Source organism: Sphaerisporangium sp. NPDC004334, from assembly GCF_053602655.1.
Window position 1 is genome coordinate 1 of the sequence record NZ_JBSGDZ010000050.1, and the last position, 16498, is coordinate 16498.

17 protein-coding genes and 1 tRNA gene are annotated in these 16498 nt (G+C 68.0%); 12 read left to right on the forward strand and 6 right to left on the reverse strand.

Annotated features, from left to right (window positions below; all coding sequences use genetic code 11):
- Nucleotides 1–181: 181 nt before the first annotated feature.
- Nucleotides 182–490 carry a winged helix-turn-helix domain-containing protein gene (locus ACWEN6_RS38720; protein ID WP_452576978.1) on the reverse strand — a complete coding sequence of 103 codons (309 nt, stop codon included), beginning with the start codon at nucleotides 488–490 and terminating at the stop codon, nucleotides 182–184.
- Nucleotides 491–685: 195 nt separating this feature from the next.
- Between ACWEN6_RS38720 and ACWEN6_RS38725 the strand changes: the two genes are divergently transcribed.
- Nucleotides 686–1420 (forward strand): SAM-dependent methyltransferase, encoded by a 735-nt coding sequence (locus tag ACWEN6_RS38725; RefSeq protein WP_452576980.1) that lies wholly within the window; start codon nucleotides 686–688, stop codon nucleotides 1418–1420.
- A complete protein-coding gene (locus tag ACWEN6_RS38730) occupies nucleotides 1417–1749 on the forward strand; it encodes a hypothetical protein (RefSeq protein ID WP_452576982.1) in 333 nt (110 codons plus the stop codon). Before ACWEN6_RS38725 ends, ACWEN6_RS38730 begins: the two co-directional genes overlap by 4 nt.
- Nucleotides 1750–1911: 162 nt before the next feature.
- Here the strand turns inward: ACWEN6_RS38730 and ACWEN6_RS38735 are convergent, their stop codons facing one another.
- The 3 genes from ACWEN6_RS38735 to ACWEN6_RS38745 all read right to left on the reverse strand — a co-directional run bounded on the left by ACWEN6_RS38735 (nucleotide 1912) and on the right by ACWEN6_RS38745 (nucleotide 4206).
- Nucleotides 1912–2529, reverse strand: coding sequence for a guanylate kinase (locus ACWEN6_RS38735; protein ID WP_452576983.1), 618 nt, complete (start codon nucleotides 2527–2529; stop codon nucleotides 1912–1914).
- Nucleotides 2526–3563, reverse strand: a complete 1038-nt coding sequence (locus ACWEN6_RS38740; RefSeq protein ID WP_452576985.1) for an AAA family ATPase — start codon at nucleotides 3561–3563, stop codon at nucleotides 2526–2528. The genes ACWEN6_RS38735 and ACWEN6_RS38740 overlap by 4 nt, the downstream gene beginning before the upstream one ends.
- Nucleotides 3564–3819: 256 nt before the next feature.
- Nucleotides 3820–4206 (reverse strand): GntR family transcriptional regulator, encoded by a 387-nt coding sequence (locus tag ACWEN6_RS38745; RefSeq protein ID WP_452576987.1) that lies wholly within the window; start codon nucleotides 4204–4206, stop codon nucleotides 3820–3822.
- Nucleotides 4207–4349: 143 nt separating this feature from the next.
- Here ACWEN6_RS38745 and ACWEN6_RS38750 point away from each other — a divergent pair, with 143 nt between their 5' ends.
- From ACWEN6_RS38750 to ACWEN6_RS38780, 7 genes are all read left to right on the forward strand, one after another.
- Nucleotides 4350–4700, forward strand: a complete 351-nt coding sequence (locus ACWEN6_RS38750) for an SCO3933 family regulatory protein (protein ID WP_452576989.1) — start codon at nucleotides 4350–4352, stop codon at nucleotides 4698–4700.
- Nucleotides 4700–6082 (forward strand): FtsK/SpoIIIE domain-containing protein, encoded by a 1383-nt coding sequence (locus tag ACWEN6_RS38755; RefSeq protein ID WP_452576991.1) that lies wholly within the window; start codon nucleotides 4700–4702, stop codon nucleotides 6080–6082. Before ACWEN6_RS38750 ends, ACWEN6_RS38755 begins: the two co-directional genes overlap by 1 nt.
- 15 nt (nucleotides 6083–6097) lie before the next feature.
- A complete protein-coding gene (locus ACWEN6_RS38760) occupies nucleotides 6098–6874 on the forward strand; it encodes a DUF2637 domain-containing protein (RefSeq protein ID WP_452576992.1) in 777 nt (258 codons plus the stop codon).
- Between the two features lie 19 nt (nucleotides 6875–6893).
- The gene (locus ACWEN6_RS38765; RefSeq protein WP_452576994.1) at nucleotides 6894–7379 is read left to right on the forward strand and encodes a hypothetical protein; all 486 of its coding nucleotides are present in this window, start codon (nucleotides 6894–6896) and stop codon (nucleotides 7377–7379) included.
- A 103-nt stretch (nucleotides 7380–7482) separates the two neighbouring features.
- Entirely contained in the window at nucleotides 7483–8871 is a 1389-nt protein-coding gene (locus tag ACWEN6_RS38770) for a replication initiator (RefSeq protein WP_452576995.1), read from the forward strand.
- Complete coding sequence (locus tag ACWEN6_RS38775; protein ID WP_452576996.1) at nucleotides 8868–9059, forward strand: helix-turn-helix transcriptional regulator; 192 nt, start codon at nucleotides 8868–8870, stop codon at nucleotides 9057–9059. Before ACWEN6_RS38770 ends, ACWEN6_RS38775 begins: the two co-directional genes overlap by 4 nt.
- Nucleotides 9056–10426, forward strand: coding sequence for a tyrosine-type recombinase/integrase (locus tag ACWEN6_RS38780; protein WP_452576998.1), 1371 nt, complete (start codon nucleotides 9056–9058; stop codon nucleotides 10424–10426). The genes ACWEN6_RS38775 and ACWEN6_RS38780 overlap by 4 nt, the downstream gene beginning before the upstream one ends.
- A gap of 833 nt (nucleotides 10427–11259) precedes the next feature.
- On the opposite strand, the gene ACWEN6_RS38785 is transcribed toward ACWEN6_RS38780, so the two are convergent.
- Nucleotides 11260–11748: a hypothetical protein gene (locus tag ACWEN6_RS38785; RefSeq protein WP_452576999.1), complete on the reverse strand. Its 489-nt coding sequence runs from the start codon at nucleotides 11746–11748 to the stop codon at nucleotides 11260–11262.
- 240 nt (nucleotides 11749–11988) lie between these two features.
- Between ACWEN6_RS38785 and ACWEN6_RS38790 the strand changes: the two genes are divergently transcribed.
- Together ACWEN6_RS38790 and ACWEN6_RS38795 are read left to right on the forward strand one after the other, a co-directional pair.
- Nucleotides 11989–12207, forward strand: coding sequence for a hypothetical protein (locus ACWEN6_RS38790; protein WP_452577001.1), 219 nt, complete (start codon nucleotides 11989–11991; stop codon nucleotides 12205–12207).
- A 92-nt stretch (nucleotides 12208–12299) separates the two neighbouring features.
- A complete protein-coding gene (locus ACWEN6_RS38795) occupies nucleotides 12300–13526 on the forward strand; it encodes a pentapeptide repeat-containing protein (protein WP_452577002.1) in 1227 nt (408 codons plus the stop codon).
- A gap of 302 nt (nucleotides 13527–13828) precedes the next feature.
- Here the strand turns inward: ACWEN6_RS38795 and ACWEN6_RS38800 are convergent.
- Nucleotides 13829–13901, reverse strand: a tRNA-Arg gene (locus ACWEN6_RS38800).
- Between the two features lie 1430 nt (nucleotides 13902–15331).
- On the opposite strand from ACWEN6_RS38800, the gene ACWEN6_RS38805 reads away from it, so the two are divergent.
- A complete protein-coding gene (locus ACWEN6_RS38805) occupies nucleotides 15332–16372 on the forward strand; it encodes a D-alanyl-D-alanine carboxypeptidase family protein (RefSeq protein WP_452577004.1) in 1041 nt (346 codons plus the stop codon).
- Nucleotides 16373–16498: the final 126 nt, after the last annotated feature.

Consider the following 16498-nt stretch of genomic DNA (forward strand, 5'->3'; position numbering starts at 1 on the left):
CGGGCACGCACCGCCCCGCGCGCCCGGACCGGCCGAAGAGCCGCAGCCGGGCACGCAGACCGCCCGGCGCGCCCGGCGGGCCGCGCAGCGGTCCGCCTTTAAGGACGTGGAGAAAGTCCTCATCGAGGGTCGTTGGCGGCCTGGTCCTGGTGTGCTTTGGCTGTCTGAGCTGGCCGGTGGTTCACTGGGCTTGTGGTGAGGGCTCGTCGTCCTCGTCCGGATGGTCTTGCCTGGTGATGTGCTCGGGCGGCTGGCCGGTTGCCGGGTCGGCGGCGAAGGTGCCGATGTTCTTGACCGTATAGATGAGGCCCTCGGCCAAGAGTGCATTGATCACCTTGCGGGCTGTTCGGCGGGCGATGCCGAACTCTTCGGCCATGCGAGGTTCGCCAGGGACGGGGTGGCCCGGCTTGTAGACGCCGGCTTTGATGCGGCGGCGCATCTCGGCGAGTACCTGCTCTGACTTGGGCTGATCAGGCCGGAAGTCGATCACATCTCCGACGATAGGAAGCGAACGGTAGGCCCAGGTCACGGGGCGTTACGGGGCGTACCGATCGGCAGGGGTAGGCAAGAGTAGGCAGGCTTGCCTATGATGCCCGGCATGGATGCACCGGAGCGGGACCCCGGGCAGGGGTCGCAGAGTGTTGTTCCGGGCCACCTGGATCTGAGTACGCCCAGCGTGGCGCGGATGTACGACTACTACCTAGGCGGCAAGGACAATCTTCCGGTCGATCGTGAGTGTGCCGAGGAGGTGATCCGCAAGACGCCGCATGTGCGGTTGATGGCGAAGTCCAACCGGGAGTTCCTCGGTCGGGCGGTGCGGTTCCTGGCCGGCGAGTGCGGGATCACTCAGTTCCTCGACATCGGGACCGGGCTGCCGACTCAGAGCAACGTCCACCAGGTGGCGCAAGAACTCAACCCGCGGGCGCGGGTGGTGTACGTCGACAATGACCCACTCGTGCTCGCCCATGCCCGCGCGTTGCTGGCTGACAACCCCAACACTCACGCCATGGCCGGCGACCTTCGAGAGCCGTTGCACATTCTGGGCGATCCGCACGTACGGGGGGTGCTCAACTTCGGCGAGCCGGTGGCGGTGCTGCTGTGCGCGGTGCTGCACTTCATCCGCGACAGCGAAGACCCTTACGGCATCGTTGACACCTTCATTCGCGCGATGGCGCCGGGCTCGTATCTGGTGGTCTCGCATGCCGAGCAGCGCCGGGCGTTGATGGCGGCGAGGGCGGCCTACGATCGGGCGAGTGCTCCGGCGGTGCTGCGGACGCTGGTGGAGATCGCGGGGTTCTTCGACGGCCTGAGCCTGGTCGAGCCGGGCGTGGTGTATGTGCCGTTGTGGCGGCCGGACGGCCCGGTGTACACCGACGACCTGCGGGTGCCGGTGCTCGGCGGAATCGGGCGCAAGCCGTGATCCCCGGGCTGGCGCCGCCTCGGCATCCGGCCATCCGGGCCGCCTACCGGCTGCGTGATGCGCTGGAGCGGCATGGCATCGCGGCCGACGTCAACGAGGGAACCGGGCTTGCGCTGGTGTCGGTCTGGTATGACCTGGTGGTCTGGGCCGGTCCCTGCTACCTGTGGTGGGCCGGCGGGTTCTCCCCGGTGACCGGGCGGTTCACCTACCGCTACAGCCCGGCCGATGACCCGGTGACGGCGGCACGCCGGGTGGCTGAGCGGTATCACGAGCTACGCCGGACACGTTCGCCGGACGCGCCTTCCTGGATCACAGGTCATCCGCTGTGATCGTCGCGCTCGGCGAACGAACCCCTGCGGGTGGGCACGGTCGGCCGCGGCAAGCCGGCTGTGCCCACCTGCGGGTGTGCTGGACCTTCGTGTGGCCCTATGGCGGGGTCATGCCGAGTGGGGCCACCTGTGAGGACTGCGGGACGTGGTGGCGCCTGGACCTCATCCCGCCGGCGGTGCTCCTACGTCTTCCCGGTGGGGTCGCTCCGAGTGAAGGAGACGGCGAGTGAGGGCGTCGTACGCTTCGGCGATCTCGGCGGCGGCCTGGTCGGGGCCGATGCGGTCGGTGTGGAGGCGCAGGTGAAAGAAGCCGTCGTCGGCGTGAGCCTGCAGATCGGTCAGCGTTTCGTCCCATGCGGTCAAGCGCTGGGCGGTGTCGACGTCCCCGCGGCCCTGGGACCGCTGTTCGCAGACCTCGCGCGGTACCCACAGCAGTACGCGCAACCAGGGGTCCCGGCCGACGAGGGTACGCACGTCGGGGATGTTGCCGATGTGGGCGACCGGGATGAGTCCGGCGCCGGTCATGGTGTCGATCTCGGCGCGGTCGATGGCGTAGGTGTTGCCGTACCGGTGGGTCTCGGCGACCGTGCGGCCGGCCTGGCGCAGCTCGTCCAGGCGGGCGGCGGTGACCAGGTGGTACTCGTCGGCTCGGCCGGTGCCGACCTTGAGCTTGCGCAGCAGCCGAAACCGCGGGTCGAGCCGGTGAAGCGCGGTGGTGGTGGTGCTCTTGCCGCTGGCGGGTGGGCCGTAGAGGACGACCCCGGTGGGTGGCGCGGTCACGTGAGGATGCGCTTGAGGGCGTCGCGGGTCTGGTCGGCAAGGCTGATCGCCGCCCCTAGCCGGTTGTCCACCGTTAGGTGTGCGGTGGACGGCGGGTTGTCGACGTCAAGGCCGGCCACGTACTGCTCCCAGTTCGCCAGCTTCCACGCATCGCGGGCGGCGGCGCGGAATTCGATGTACTCGCGCATGGACTCGGGATCACAGCGCACCCAGATCGCCGCGACGTCGATGCCCTTGGCGGCGCACCGGTTCTCCAACCGGGTGAACCATGCCTCGTCGCGTAGTTCGGTGATGAACGGGGCCGACAGGATCGCCGAGGTGCCGACATTGAGGTTGTCCCACGCGGTTTCCATCAGGCACCGGTACTCCAGCGGGCGGACCTCTTTCATGTACAGCTCGGTGTGCCGGTCGTTGGCGTCGCTGCCGAGAGAGATCAGCAGCCGCTCGACCATGGACCGGGTGAGAGAGTCCTTGTCCAGGAACGCCCACCCGGTGATGTCGGACAGGAACCGGGAGAACTCGGTCTTGCCGGACCCGGCGTACCCACCGACGAGGACAAGGATGGGCTTGGGGTCCCCTCCGGCATGGCGGCGGCGCCAGGCGTCGACCACGCGGGCGCGGAGCGCTGCCTGCGGTGAGCTGCTGTCGGCGATGCCGTCGACCGAGACCTTGGTGAACGCTTCCTCGATGACCAGGGCCGCGGCGTTGTCGGCGGCAGGGTCGGCGGGTGCGGGCAGATCGGAAATCACGATGTCCGCTTTCTGTGATTCACCGGGCAACGGTAGGCGAAAGCCAAGTTCGGGCTCGGTGGCCTGGTAGAGCAGGCAGTACGCGCGGCGGTAGTGCGGACCGGGGTAAATCGACCCGTGCTCGTGTCCCCACAGCGTTTGGAAGTTCGCGGCGGGCACGGCCAGGCCGTGACGTTCGGCCGTCTGGCGTAGCTGGTCGCCGGCGCCTTCGAGGGTCAGGCCGTGCGCTTCACGGTGTTCCCGCAGTTTGGCGGGTGTCCAGCCTTGGCGCCGGGTCGTCTTCAAGTGCATTCCTTCACGTTCGCGCTCGGGGGTAGCGGACTGCTTCGGTGGTGCATGTGAAAACGCTCGTGTAAACCGCTGATGAGACGGCGTGCAGAAGCTTAGCTAGAGCCGCGTGATACAGAAAAGCCGCTGGTGACGGTGAACTTAGGTCATCCCACAGGGACGCAAACCCCGGGCAGGGAGGCCACCGTGAACAGCAGCGCAGAGCAGAGGGTCGCCGAAGAACTGGCCGCGATCCACGCGGAGCTCGAAGAGCTCACGTGCCGCGTCGGCCAGATCGTTTCGGCTCTTGGAACACGGCCGACTCAAGATCGGCGAGACGCTGACCGAGATCGCCGAGAGCCGCCCTGATCTCCGCCAGTTGATCCAGGATCTCCCCATGGCCGTCCGTCGACGGCGGCGGCTCGTCGGCCGGCGGCCGGTCGCGGACGAACACGCCCTTGCCCTGCTGGCCGATCACGAACCCCTCGGTCCGTAGCACGCTGATGGCGGCCTTCACCACGCTGGCCGATACCTCGTAGCGCTGGCAGAGCTGGGCGATCGACGGCAACGCCTGGCCGGCGGGCAGAGCGCCGGAAGTGATCTGCCCGCGTAGCTCGTCGGCGATCTGCAAGTAACCCGGCCGGCCGGTGTTCTGGACCATCTGTCTCCTTACTTACCCACATCTCAAGTTCACCACGAACCGGCCTCCTCGCCAACCAAGCGCCCCTAGAACTCATTGACAACTTAGAATTCCAAGTGTTCCATGAGGTCTAGGCATCCCGACTCGGAAGGAACCCCTTCACCATGCGCACCATCCCGATCCCCGTCGACACCAACCGGCTTCAGTTCACCTGCGTCAAGGCCGCCCGGCCCCGGCTGGTCAATAAGGACACCGGAGAGATCAAGCGCGACAAGAACGGCAACATCGTCTACGAGGTCACCGTCTCGGTTGAAGACGACTTCGGCCGTCTCGAACTCCTCAAGATCGGCACCTCGGCCGAGCCGGACATCACCGCCGGCGATGAGGTCACCCCGGTCAACCTGATCGGCTACGTCTGGGAGCAGAGCATCCAGGGCGTCATGCGCTGGGGGATCGCCTACAAGGCCACCGACTTCGTCCGCACCACCCCCGGCATGCCCGAGCAGGTGGCCTGATGTCCCTCCTCGACCTTATCCCGCGACCGCTGCTGATCGGTCTCGGCGTCCTGGTCGTCCTTCGCCTATGGCGCCGCTTCGCCCCAGTCTCCTTCTGGTACCTGATCGGCTTCCCGCTCAAAGCGGTGCGACTGCGCTGGACCTGGCGGCACATCGCCACCGGGTGCGGCCTCACCAAGAAGCGTCACCGCTGGTGGTTCACCACCGTTCCCGGCCTGGTCGCCTCGACCGGCGTCGTGCGGGTCAAGCGCCGCTTTCAGCGGGTCGCCGTCGACACCAAGCCCTGGATGAAGCTTCCCCGGCCGGTCCGGCACGGCTGGCGCGTCACCTTCCATCTCCTCGACGGCCAGATCCCCGACGACTACGTCAAGGTCTGCGAACGGCTCGCGCACGCCTGGCGGGTCGAAGCGGTCCGCGTGGTCGACTCCCGCCCGGGCCGCGTCACCTTGCAGGCCACCACCCGCGACCCTTTAGCCCACGTCCTGCCCGTCATGCCGACCGGTGACCCGGACGGCGGGTGGACCGCGGCCGACCTGCTGCGTCCGGTGATAGGCGTCCTGGAATCCGGCGGCCCCTGGACGCTGGACTTCCGGCTCATCCCGCACTGGATGAATGTCGGCGCCACCCAATCCGGTAAGTCCAACCTGATCAACGCCCTCATCGTGGCGCTCGCCCGGCAACCGGTCGCGATCGTGGGATTCGACCTCAAGGGCGGGGTCGAGCTGTCCCCCTACGGGCCGCGGCTGTCGGCCCTGGTGACCACTCGCGCCGATGCGGTCAAGCTGCTGGCCGAACTGATCGGCATCATGGGCGCCCGAATGCTCGCCTGCCGCCAGCACGGCGCCCGCGACATCTGGCAACTCGCCGACGCGCTGCGCCCGATCCCCATCGTGGTCCTGGTCGACGAGTTGGCCGAGCTGTACCTGACCGCCGACAAGGCCGAAAAGGACGAGGTCACCAAGACCGCCACCGCGCTGCTGCGCATCGCCCAGCTCGGACGGGCCTTCGGAATCCACCTGCTGCTGTCCGGACAACGCATCGGCTCCGACCTCGGACCCGGGGTGACCGCACTGCGCGCCCAGATCGGCGGACGCATCTGCCACCGCGTCAACGACCCCGAAACCGCCGTGATGACTCTCGGCGACCTCGACCCCGACGCCCTGGTCGCCGCCCGGTCCATCCCTCCCGGCATGCCCGGGGTGGCGGTGGTCACCGGCGCCGATGGCCGCTGGTGCCGCGCCCGCTCCGGCTACGTCTCCGCCACCGCGGCCGAACAAGCCGCGCACGCCTTCGCCGACCGCGCGCCGTCCTGGGACCAGGTCAAGGCAAGCGGCCTGGGCCACCAGCTCGACGCCGCCACTCAGCCCGAGATCGCGGCCTGAAAGGGGTTCCTACCGATGAACGCACCGCGCGGACGTGCCGCCCGGCTGGGCGGGTGGCTACTGGACTCCGGCCCGGTCGCCGTGGTCGCCCTGATCGCCGGTGCGGGCTCCTTCACCCACATCCGCGACACCGCCACCCAGCACGGACAATCCGGCTGGATGGCCTGGGCCGTCGCCGTCTGCGTCGACCTCACCTGCGTCATGGCCGCCCGCGAACGCCAGCGCGACAAAAAGACCGGCCGCACCCGCACCGGCCTGATCTCCTGGCCCACCCTCGTCCTGGCCGGCGGCGTCATCCTGTCCCTGGCCGCCAACCTCGCCCAAGCACACCCCTCGGTCTGGGGCTGGATCACCGCCGCAACCCCCGCCGCGGCCTTCCTCGTCGCGGTCTCCATGCTCGAACGCCGCGCCGTCCTTAACCGCTCGTCCCCGTCCCCGGCGGCCGTACCCGACTCGGTACCGGCGCCCGTCCCTGTTCCCGCGCCGTCCCCGGGGGCCGTCCCCGTCCTCACACCGTCCCCGAAGGCCATACCCGAGTCGGCTCCCGTCCCCGATCCGTCCCCGCGCCCCGTCCCGCAACCGGCCCCGTCCTCGACGCTCGTCCCCAGCGAGGACGAACCCCCGCCGGCCCCCGGCGGGCTGCTCGACTACGCGAGGCGCGTAGCCACCGAACACCACGCCAAACACGGCAAGCCCATCACCCGCGACACCCTGCGCGCCCGGCTCGGCATCTCCAACCAACTCGCCACCGACCTACTGCGGCAACTCCGCAACGCCCCCGACCCCGCCTGACACCGAAGGGACACCCGCGATGGCGCACACCCCCGATCGCCCGGCCTACATCAACGGCCTACGCGACCTGGCCGACTTCCTCGACACCAACCCCGACATCCCCATCCCCAACAGCGCCCTGACCGCCTACTACTACCCCCGCGGCACCGATGAGGAGATCTGCGACCAGGTCGCCCACGTCGCTCGCGTGCTCGGCGCCGACGTCGACCCTCGCGACCTGGCAGAGGGCCACTTCTCCGCCGGTATCGCCTTCGGCGTCGCCGAGTACAAGGCGGTGGGCCTGCTCGCCTCCTCCCGCGCCCGCTGGGCCGCGCGTAGGAGCTATGAGGACTCCATCACCCTCGACTCCACCGACCCGCGCCGGGTGCCTGAGATGACCGGCACGAATGACGACCTCATCGTCATCCGCTACCGCTGCGCCACCTGCGGCGGGACCGGCGTCGACAGCATGGCCGACACCTGCCGCGACTGCGACGGCACCGGAGCAGACAACCACGGGGCCTAGAGCCTTGGCGCCCCCGGCGTGGCCGCACAACCGCCAAGTTCCGCGCCACGTCGGGGGCCATCCCCCACCGAACCCGAAAGACCCGGAAGGGACACGCCCCATCATGCCCAACCTCGGCAACAAGACAGCGGTAGCCGGGATGATCGCCCGGCTCCACGACCCGCAATACGGCCGGTGGGCCGCGCAGATCCGCGCGATCGGCGGATGCCGCCAGCCCATCCACTTACGCGGACGGGTCCGCCACATCGACGCCGCGACCGGCCACGTCCTGCACACCTACAACACCAACCGCGAACCCGGCGGCGTGCTGCGCGTGCAGTGCAAGACCCGGCGGGCTTCGCGCTGCCCGGCCTGCGCTGAGATTTACCGCGCTGACACCTACCAGCTCATCCGCGCGGGCCTGGCCGGCGGCAAAGGCGTCCCCGCCTCGGTCAGCGCTCACCCGGCGCTGTTCGTCACTCTCACCGCCCCCTCCTTCGGCCCCGTCCACACCCGACGCGAACACGGCGGCAAGGTCCCGCCCTGCCACCCCCGGCGCGACGCCGACAAATGCCCGCACGGGCGTGTCATCTCCTGCACCGCCCGGCACGGCAACGAGGAACACCGCCTCGGCGAACCGCTCTGCCCCGACTGCTACGACTACGCCGCAAGCGTGCTCTTCAACGCCCTGGCCCCTGAGCTGTGGCGCCGCTTCACCCTCGCCCTGCGCCGTCACCTGGCCAAGCTCCACGGCCTGACGGTCAAAGAGCTGGGCGAACACCTGGTCATCTCCTTCGCCAAAGTCGCCGAATACCAACGCCGCGGCGTCGTCCACTTCCACGCCGTCATCCGCCTCGACGGACCCGGCGGACCTGACGCTCCGCCACCGTCCTGGGCCGATCGTGACGCCATGGCGCAAGCCGTACGGCACGCGGCCGGCGCGGTCAGCGTCCCCGCTCCGGCCCTGGCCGGTGAGCCTGCCCGCGTCCTGCGCTGGGGCGCACAGCTCGACATCCAGCCCATCACCATGCACGGAGAACTGACAGAGCAGGCGGTCGCCGGCTACATCGCCAAGTACGCCACCAAAGCCGCCGAATGCGTCGGCACCATCGACCGGCGCATCAACTCACCCGACGAGGTCACCGGCCTGAGCCTGCGTGACCACCCCCGGCGACTGATCGCCGAATGCTTCCGCCTGGCCCAACTCGACCGGCTCAACGAACTACGGCTCGCCCAATGGGCACACATGCTCGGCTTCCGCGGCCACTTCTCCACCAAATCCCGCCACTACTCCACCACCCTGGGCGCCCTACGCGCCGCCCGCGCCGACCACATGCGCGACGAGGACATCAGCACCGGACGCCTACCCCTGTTCGACGAGGACACGATCCTCGTGATCGCGCACTGGGAGTACGCCGGCAAGGGCCTGTCCGCGGGGGATCAGATCCTTGCTTCGTACCTGGCCGGGCGGCCTGAGCCTGCTACGTCGGCACTTGCGGAGGTTGGTCCATGAACCGCCGCGACGAGCTCATGCCGTTGTCCCAGGTCCTCGAAGAGCTGGGCGGTATCTCTCGCCGGACGTTCTACCGCTGGCGTGAGCTGGGCCGCGCGCCCGTCTGCCTCAAGCTGCCGAATGGTGATCTGTTGGTCTGGCGCAGCGACTTCACGGTGTGGCTTGAGTCCCGGCGGGAGGCCGCGTGAACGCCAGCTATGACGTGAAGTTCTTCGAGATCTACCGCAACCAGTCCAGTAAGACGCCGTCCTACGTCGCGCGCTGGTCTGTCGCCGGCCGCCGGACGTCGAAGACATTCCGGACCAAGGAACTCGCCAACAGTCACATGCGTGACCTTCGGATGGCTGCCAGGAATGGCGAGGCGTTCGACATCAACACCGGGCTACCCGAGTCGAAGCTGGCATCTGAGCCGAACCGGAACGGCCCTACCTTCCTGGCCTTCGCACATCGGTTCATAGCCCAACGATGGAAGACCTCAGCGGCCCGAACGAGGGAGACCGACGTCTATGCCCTGTTGGCCCTGGTCCCGGCCCTGGTGAAGGACCTGCCCGGCCGGCCCGACGATGGCGACATGCGCCGAGTCCTTCGGGAGTACTACCTGCTTCCCCACGAGCGGCGCGGAGAGTTGCTGGCCGAGCAAGCCCCGGTTCTGCGCTGGCTCGAAACGGCGTCGCTGCCGCTGGCCGAGCTCGAACAGGCGCGCGTGATCCGGCTCGCCCTCGATGCGATCTCCGTGACCTTCAAGGGGGAGAGGGCGGCGGCGAACACGGTCCTACGTAAGCGAGAGGTCTTTCACCATCTCCTCGAACTGGCCGTGGAAGAGAAGGTGTTCGGCGTCAACCCCCTCAACAGGGTCAAGTGGACGCCTCCGGAAACGGTGGACGCGGTCGACCCCCGGACGGTGGTCAACCCGCGTCAGGCTCGGGCGCTGCTCGATGCCATGCCTCGCGTCGGCCGGACGCGAGGGGCGCGGATGCGGGCGATGTACGCGTGCATGTACTACGCGGCGCTTCGCCCAGAGGAGGCGGCGGGCCTCAAGCGCGAGAACTGCGACCTGCCGCGGGAGGGGTGGGGACTGCTCACGTTGGAGACGGCGCGGCCCTTCGCCAACAAGCGGTACACCGACTCGGGCGCCGCGCACGACGACCGCGGCCTCAAGCACAGGGCGGACAAGGACACCCGGCCGGTGCCGATTCCTCCAACTCTGGTGAAGATCCTGCGCGAGCACATCGAAGAGTTCGGCGTGACCGGCGACGGCAGGCTGTTCGCCACAAGTAACGGCGGCCTCTACACCAACTCGGCGATCTCCCGCGTCTGGAAGTCCGCACGCAAGGAAGCGTTCACCCCTGAGCAGGTGGCCTCTTCCCTGGCGGCGACGCCGTACGACCTTCGACACGCGGCCGTCTCCCTCTGGCTCGCCTCCGGCGTCGCCCCCACCGAGGTCGCCAAGCGAGCGGGCCACAGCGTCGAGGTACTTCAGCGCGTGTATGCGAAGGTAATCGACGGCCAGAGAGAACTAGCTAACACTAAGATCATGCGCGCGCTGGACGAGTGAACCAATCTCTCGGCAGCACGATGGCTTTGAGCGCGACCGGAAGTTGAGAGACGCCGCTGGTCGGGTTGCCGACCTCCGGCATATGAACCTACGGCGGTCCGCAAGGCCTAGCGAGCGGGCTAACGTCGTCTATTTTTAGGGCGCGACGAGTCGAGCTGGCAGGGGAAACTGGCCTTGAGTGCCCGCCCTCTGCGGGTACGCCGTGGTCCCATAGACGGACTCACTCCCGATGAAGCCTGGGTTCCCAAGCTGGGAGGTCTTGTTCGGCCGCTTCGCGCCTATCACCTGGAGGGCAGGCAAGCATGGCCCTGGCACCTCCTGGTTTAGGGGAACCTGCGAACGTACCGTCCAGGGCATGGGTGACGACGATGTGTCATACGTCAAAGGGCACTACCGGAAACGCCCTGGTGGTGGGAGAACTTGGGTTTCCCCGCATACCCGGCGCAAGCGGCGGCGGGCGGTCGCGGTGGCCGTCGGTGGGGCTGGCGGAGTAACCGTGGTCGCCCTAGCGGCCGCCTTCGTCTACGGGCTGACGCAGGGAGCCCTCCCACCGCCAGCCAGCGATCAGCGACCCGCTGTTCCCACCTCACCCCATGCCCCCACTGTCCAGCAGGCCCGTCCCCCCAGCGATCCCTGGCCTACGCCGGGACAAGAGCCGCCACCGCACTACGAAACTCCCCCAGATCTGCACCGCCCCTGAGCACTGTCCGAGAGGTCGGCACCAGCGCCGCCGGCGGCGGGGGCGAACCCCCGTCAGGCTATGACCGGTCCACCGGCGAGATTACGGACCCCCACGTCGGCCCTAGTGGCGGGAGTCAGGTCGCCCGGATCGGTCAGAACGGTGGTCCGTCGGAAAGGGGGGAGTAAGCGGGGCGAGGGGGAGATGGCGGAGGAGGGGGCGGAACTTTGGCTCCTAGCACGGGAGGCGGGAGTTCCTCGGTGTCGAAAGCGGCGCTCCACGCTTGCCTGAATAACTCCCTGTGAGTCGATGTAGGAGGGTCCCCGTACCCGTTGTACTCGTTGTCCCGGTAGTACTCCGCGTCGGGGTCGATGCCGGCCAGCTCGCACAGCGGGGCGTACACGGCGTAAGCCGTCTCCCATCGCTCGGGGATGATCTTGCCGTGCAGCGTGCGCCGGACTGTCTCCTGACTCGCGGTGCCGTCCAGGTTCAGCCGTTTCGCCGTAGAGACAATTTGCTTGAGCGGGGGACGCCCGGCACTTCGGTACATCTGGAAGAGCACGATCAGAAGGTCTCGGTGAGGACCTTCGGGGACCTGCTCCTTGGACGGCATCGCGATAGCCCTAACCAAGATCATCCTCACGACAGCTATTGGCGCAGTGTTGACCAGCCAAGTCTATTCTTGACAACCTTCGACTAGGAATGGCGTTCTCAGGACGACATAACTGAGGCCTGCAGCGCCGAAAAAACCACTTCAACCAAAAGGGGCAACTGCTCCAGGGCAGCCCGAAACTGGGATCTGAGCAGGTGAACGGCCATTTCAGGCGTCGCCCGCTCGATGCGAGGTACGACGGGCGTACCCGCAACTCCCTACGGAGGGACTGTGTACCTGCTCACCATCCGCGCCGCCGTCGTGGTCATCGCGGCGGCCTTCGTCGCGGCTATCGCGTTCGCCCTGACCACGTCGGCCGGCACGGTCTGGCAGATGGCTTTGCTGTATGCCGGCGGTTCGTTCGGCTTGGCCGTCCCGTTCTTCAACGCGATCATTCCTCCCACTGAGAGACCGTCCTCCCCGTCCCAGGATGAGACCCACGGTCTCTGACGCCGAGTAGGAACCGAGGGCGCTCAATGCGGCCGGGTGGCGTGTACGGCATGGCGATGTAACGCGGCGGCTGGCACCGCGTATGGGGTCGTATGGGCGAGGTGGACAAGTCCGGCTCGGGTGGGCCAGCCGAGCCGGACAAGTCGCGGCCGCGGGCGAAGGCGCCAGGGCTGCGGTTGATGCGTATCGGCCCAGCGTTGGCGGTGACCGGGGCAGCAGCGGTGGCGCTGTTGGCAGGGGTGATCACCGGCGGGCTGGTGCTGTTAGGTGTGGAAGGGCTGCGTCCGGAGGCGCGGGTAAGCGCGGCCACGCTGTTCGAGCTTCTGAAAATCGCGTTCGCGGTGGTAGCCGGGGTGGGCGGACTGGTGGCGTTGGTGGTGGCCTACCGGCGGCAAAAGGTTGTCGAGGCTGCCCAGATTCTGGCCGAACAGGCCGAACAGCGTGCCCACCGTGGTGAGCAGCGGGAGGCGACTAAGCTGCATAACGACCGATTCGCCACCGCCGCCGGGCAACTCGGCCACGACTCCCCGGCGGTACGACTGGCTGGCGCGCACGCCCTTGCTGGCCTGGCCGACGATGCCCCGACCCGGGAACTGCGACAGACGTGCATTGACGTCCTGTGCGCCTACCTGCGCATGCCTTACAGCCCGGAACCGCTTGACGATGTGCCAGAGGCCGAACGCCTTGCGTTTGCTGGGCTGCGTGAGGTCCGGCAAACGATCATTCGACTGATCACGGCACACCTGCGTGAGGGGGCCGTGGTCTCCTGGCAGGGCCACGACTTGGACTTCACCGGGGTGGTGTTCGACGGCGGCGACTTCAAGGGGGCTGTCTTCTCCGGCGGTACGGTCCACTTCACCGGCGCGAAGTTCTCCGACGGTGCGGTCCAATTCATCAGCGCGAAGTTCTCCGACGGCATGGTGAGCTTCATCGGCGCGGAGTTCTCCGGTAGGACTGTCGACTTCATCCACACGGAATTCTCTGGCAGCAGCGTCAGCTTCTTCGGCGCGAAGTTCTCGGGCGGCCTGGTCAGCTTCCAGGGGGCGAAGTTCTCCGGTGGCACGGTGAGCTTCGGTGCTGAGTTCTCCGGCAGTGTGGTCTCCTTCATCTACGCAAACTTCTCCGGCGGCGTGGTCGACTTCATCGGCGCGAAGTTCTCTAGCGGCATGGTCGACCTGAGTGAACCCAAACAGTGGGATACGCCACCGATCGGGCTGCCGGATCCGGTGCCGACGGAATTGCGGCTGCCAGCCGGGGGAGCCGGCGGTGGGGGGGCGTCAGAGGGCGGTGCCGGGGAGCCGGTCATCAGGGAGGAGTGAGACCCTACGAGGTGTGGAGCCCGGCGTGCATCCAGTTTCGTCCCATGCCGGATTGGCCACGGAGGTGCTTGTCCCGATCGGTGATTCGTGCGTGGTGGGGGAGAGTTGCGGGATGACCTCGGGTAGATCCCGCGGCGTCGCCCACTTGTACGGTTAACCTGGCGAAACGGCTTCAAGATCATTGCACGTATATTGCACGAGCCCTGACATGTGGCTGCCTACGACTGCACGTGCCTGCCCAAGATCGTCGGGGCCATGGGAGAGAAGCCCCAGGTAGGGGAGGGTTCTCGCTGATCAGAAAGTGCCCCCGGCAGGATTCGAACCTGCGGCACCCGCTTTAGGAGAGCGGTGCTCTATCCCCTGAGCTACGGAGGCGGGATCTGGTGTAAGCGTACCGAAAGGCGAGCACCGTGTGGGCCGTGGCGGGGCTCGGCTTTGCGGGGGGTCTCTCATGTATGCGATGTGCGGGGGTAAAGGGCTGACATGCCGCCAACGGGGCGTAGCTGTCGGTGACTACCGTCACGTTCCGTGACTGGGCGACGACGTAAGAGTCCGAAGAGGGGCCAGGAGATCCGGCCTGGGGTGCTCGTGTTCGCGATGTTGGCGCCGGCGATGCTCGCGGTGGGACTTCTCGTGGCGGAGTCGACGGGGTACGAGCAGCAGGCGCGGAGCGGGACCCGGCATTCGGTGAAGGTCAGGGGCGCAGAGCGGTTGCGGGAGGTGCCCGGCGCGTACTTCATCACGCCAACGCCGGCGCCGCCGCACGCTGAGTACGTGTACGAGGGCGCTGTGCCACCGCTGAAGGTGCGCGGGAAGAGCGATGGTGGGGAGTCCGTGTGTGCGGCGGGTGGCCGGGAGCGTCCTGGGGTGTGGCATCAGCTGAATGGGCGCGTAGGTGGGTGTGGAAGTCCTGGGCGCGGAGGTCGTCCGCGGGGAGGGGGTGGGTCGCGGCCTGCAGGACGGGCGGATGGTGGGGCGGTGCTGCTGGGTACGCGGCCGGAGATGAGCGTGAGACCTGCGACGGTTGGTCGGCCTCCGGGAGACGATGGGCGCTCCCCGCGGAGGGGGGAAGGTAGACGGCTGCGGCATCCGTCGGAAGGACGGGCGCGTCAGGGGGTTGATGGGCCGCGCGTGCCAAAGCAGGGCGCGGGGGTGCGCTCCTCGGACGTGGTGGTCAGGGGATGCGGCGCAGCGGGGCGCGGGCAGCGGCGGGTCTCCGATGCGATGGTGGACAGGAGGCGTGCGGAGGGGCGCACGGGAGGGAGCGCCTCGGACGCGCGGAGGGACGGGAGTGGCGCGGATACGCCCATGGCGGGGCACGTTGCGGAGGCAGGGAGCGGTGAGGGCGACGCTGTGAAGGCGGGTGCGAAGGGTGGCGAGGCATGTGAAGCGCCACGGCGGACGGCCCCCGGGAGGATGGTTTTCGGCAGGACGGATGAGGCGGGGAGTGAGTGGGAGGCAGAGGCCGGGGCCTGAGGGCCGTCACCCGTGGGGCGCGGGAACTTGTGGATGATGATGGGCGGGAGCGCACGGGGTGGTGTGGTGACGATGTGAGAGATCGGACGACGTGCGGGCGGTGGGGTGGCGGTGCGGGGGATCGGAGGATGTGTGGGCGGTGGGGTACGGCGCTGGGGTGGTGATGGCATAAAAGGCGTGATCCGTACATAACGGCTCTTGCGACTCCGGCCCGGACACTCAGTCCGCTGTAGTAACGTGCGTGCGGGCGCAGGTCACAAGTTCGCAAATGGAGGGGTCTTAACGTGCCATCTCCTCGATCGGCGGGCCTGGTCGCGGTCCTTATGGCGATGATTTCCATGATCAGTATGACGTCGCCCGGTACGGCGCACGCGCGATCGGCCACGCACGAGACGGCTGACCGGAAACCCGATCCGACCAACCTGACAGAGCTGCGGCGCGAGGCCGAGAAGTCGTCCCAAGCGCTCGCGGACGCCACCAAGGCGCTGGAGCAGCGCCAGACGACGCTGGCGAAGGCCGACAAGGAGCTCAAGGGCAAGCTGGAGCAGTTGCGCACGGCGAACCTTCAGCTCGGCAAGATGCGACAGCCGCTGTCGGACCTGGTCCAGTCGCTGTACCAGGAGCCTTCGGGCGGTGACATGGCCCCGTTCCTCAACGGCAGCGACGACGCAAGCCTGCGGGCGCTGAGCGACATGACCTACCTGGTGTCCGGGCGGGACGAGATACTCGCGGACGCCGGGCGGCTGTACCAGCAGCAGCAGAGACTGGCCGGCGAGGCGCAGGATCTGCGGGCGACCAAGCTGCTGGTGGAGGCCCAGCTCAGCGTGGAGATCGACACGTTGAGGAAGCGGTCCGCGACCGTTGTGAAGTCGCTGTCGCAGACGCTGGTGAAGCTCGGCGTGCGGGTCAACCAGGGCGGCCGCTCGGGTGCGGCCTGTGACCCGACCCGGGTGAGTTCGGCGGCACAGTATCCGAACGGGCTGTTGCCGGCGGACGTGCTGTGCCCGCTTCAGCAGCGTGGGCGTGAGTTGCGGGCCGACGCGGCGATCGCGTTCGTCGCGCTCAGTGAGGCGTACCGCAAGCAGTTCGGTACGCCGATTTGCGTGACCGACAGCTACCGCAACCTGGCGCAACAGCAGTCGATCTTCTATCGGCGGCCGGGGTTCGCGGCGGTGCCGGGGCGTAGCAACCACGGCCTCGGCCTGGCGGTGGACCTGTGCGGCGGCGTCCAGACCTTCCGTTCGGTGCAGTTCAACTGGCTTGAGTCGAACGGCAAGCGGTTCGGCTGGATACATCCCGACTGGGCCTATCACAGTCCGTTCGAGCCTTGGCACTGGGAGTACGACCCGAAGCTGGGGTCGTTGTTGTAAGACTGGCTCCGCCTGATGCATATCTGGCTTGGATCCCCCCGCAGGGACCGGCGGACGACGCCCGTGGGCGTTGCGATGTCCACCTCCAGAGGCAGTGCGGACTCCTTGTCGCCTCTGGTCGAAGTC

Excerpts from the sequence above, each read along its gene's own strand:
- ACWEN6_RS38725 (WP_452576980.1), top strand. The coding sequence starts at position 686 with ATGTACGACTACTACCTAGGCGGCAAGGACAATCTTCCGGTCGATCGT.
- ACWEN6_RS38745 (WP_452576987.1), bottom strand. The coding sequence starts at position 4,206 with ATGGTCCAGAACACCGGCCGGCCGGGTTACTTGCAGATCGCCGACGAG.
- ACWEN6_RS38750 (WP_452576989.1), top strand. The coding sequence starts at position 4,350 with ATGCGCACCATCCCGATCCCCGTCGACACCAACCGGCTTCAGTTCACC.
- ACWEN6_RS38755 (WP_452576991.1), top strand. The coding sequence starts at position 4,700 with ATGTCCCTCCTCGACCTTATCCCGCGACCGCTGCTGATCGGTCTCGGC.
- ACWEN6_RS38760 (WP_452576992.1), top strand. The coding sequence starts at position 6,098 with ATGAACGCACCGCGCGGACGTGCCGCCCGGCTGGGCGGGTGGCTACTG.
- ACWEN6_RS38765 (WP_452576994.1), top strand. The coding sequence starts at position 6,894 with ATGGCGCACACCCCCGATCGCCCGGCCTACATCAACGGCCTACGCGAC.
- ACWEN6_RS38770 (WP_452576995.1), top strand. The coding sequence starts at position 7,483 with ATGCCCAACCTCGGCAACAAGACAGCGGTAGCCGGGATGATCGCCCGG.
- ACWEN6_RS38775 (WP_452576996.1), top strand. The coding sequence starts at position 8,868 with ATGAACCGCCGCGACGAGCTCATGCCGTTGTCCCAGGTCCTCGAAGAG.
- ACWEN6_RS38795 (WP_452577002.1), top strand. The coding sequence starts at position 12,300 with ATGGGCGAGGTGGACAAGTCCGGCTCGGGTGGGCCAGCCGAGCCGGAC.
- ACWEN6_RS38805 (WP_452577004.1), top strand. The coding sequence starts at position 15,332 with ATGATTTCCATGATCAGTATGACGTCGCCCGGTACGGCGCACGCGCGA.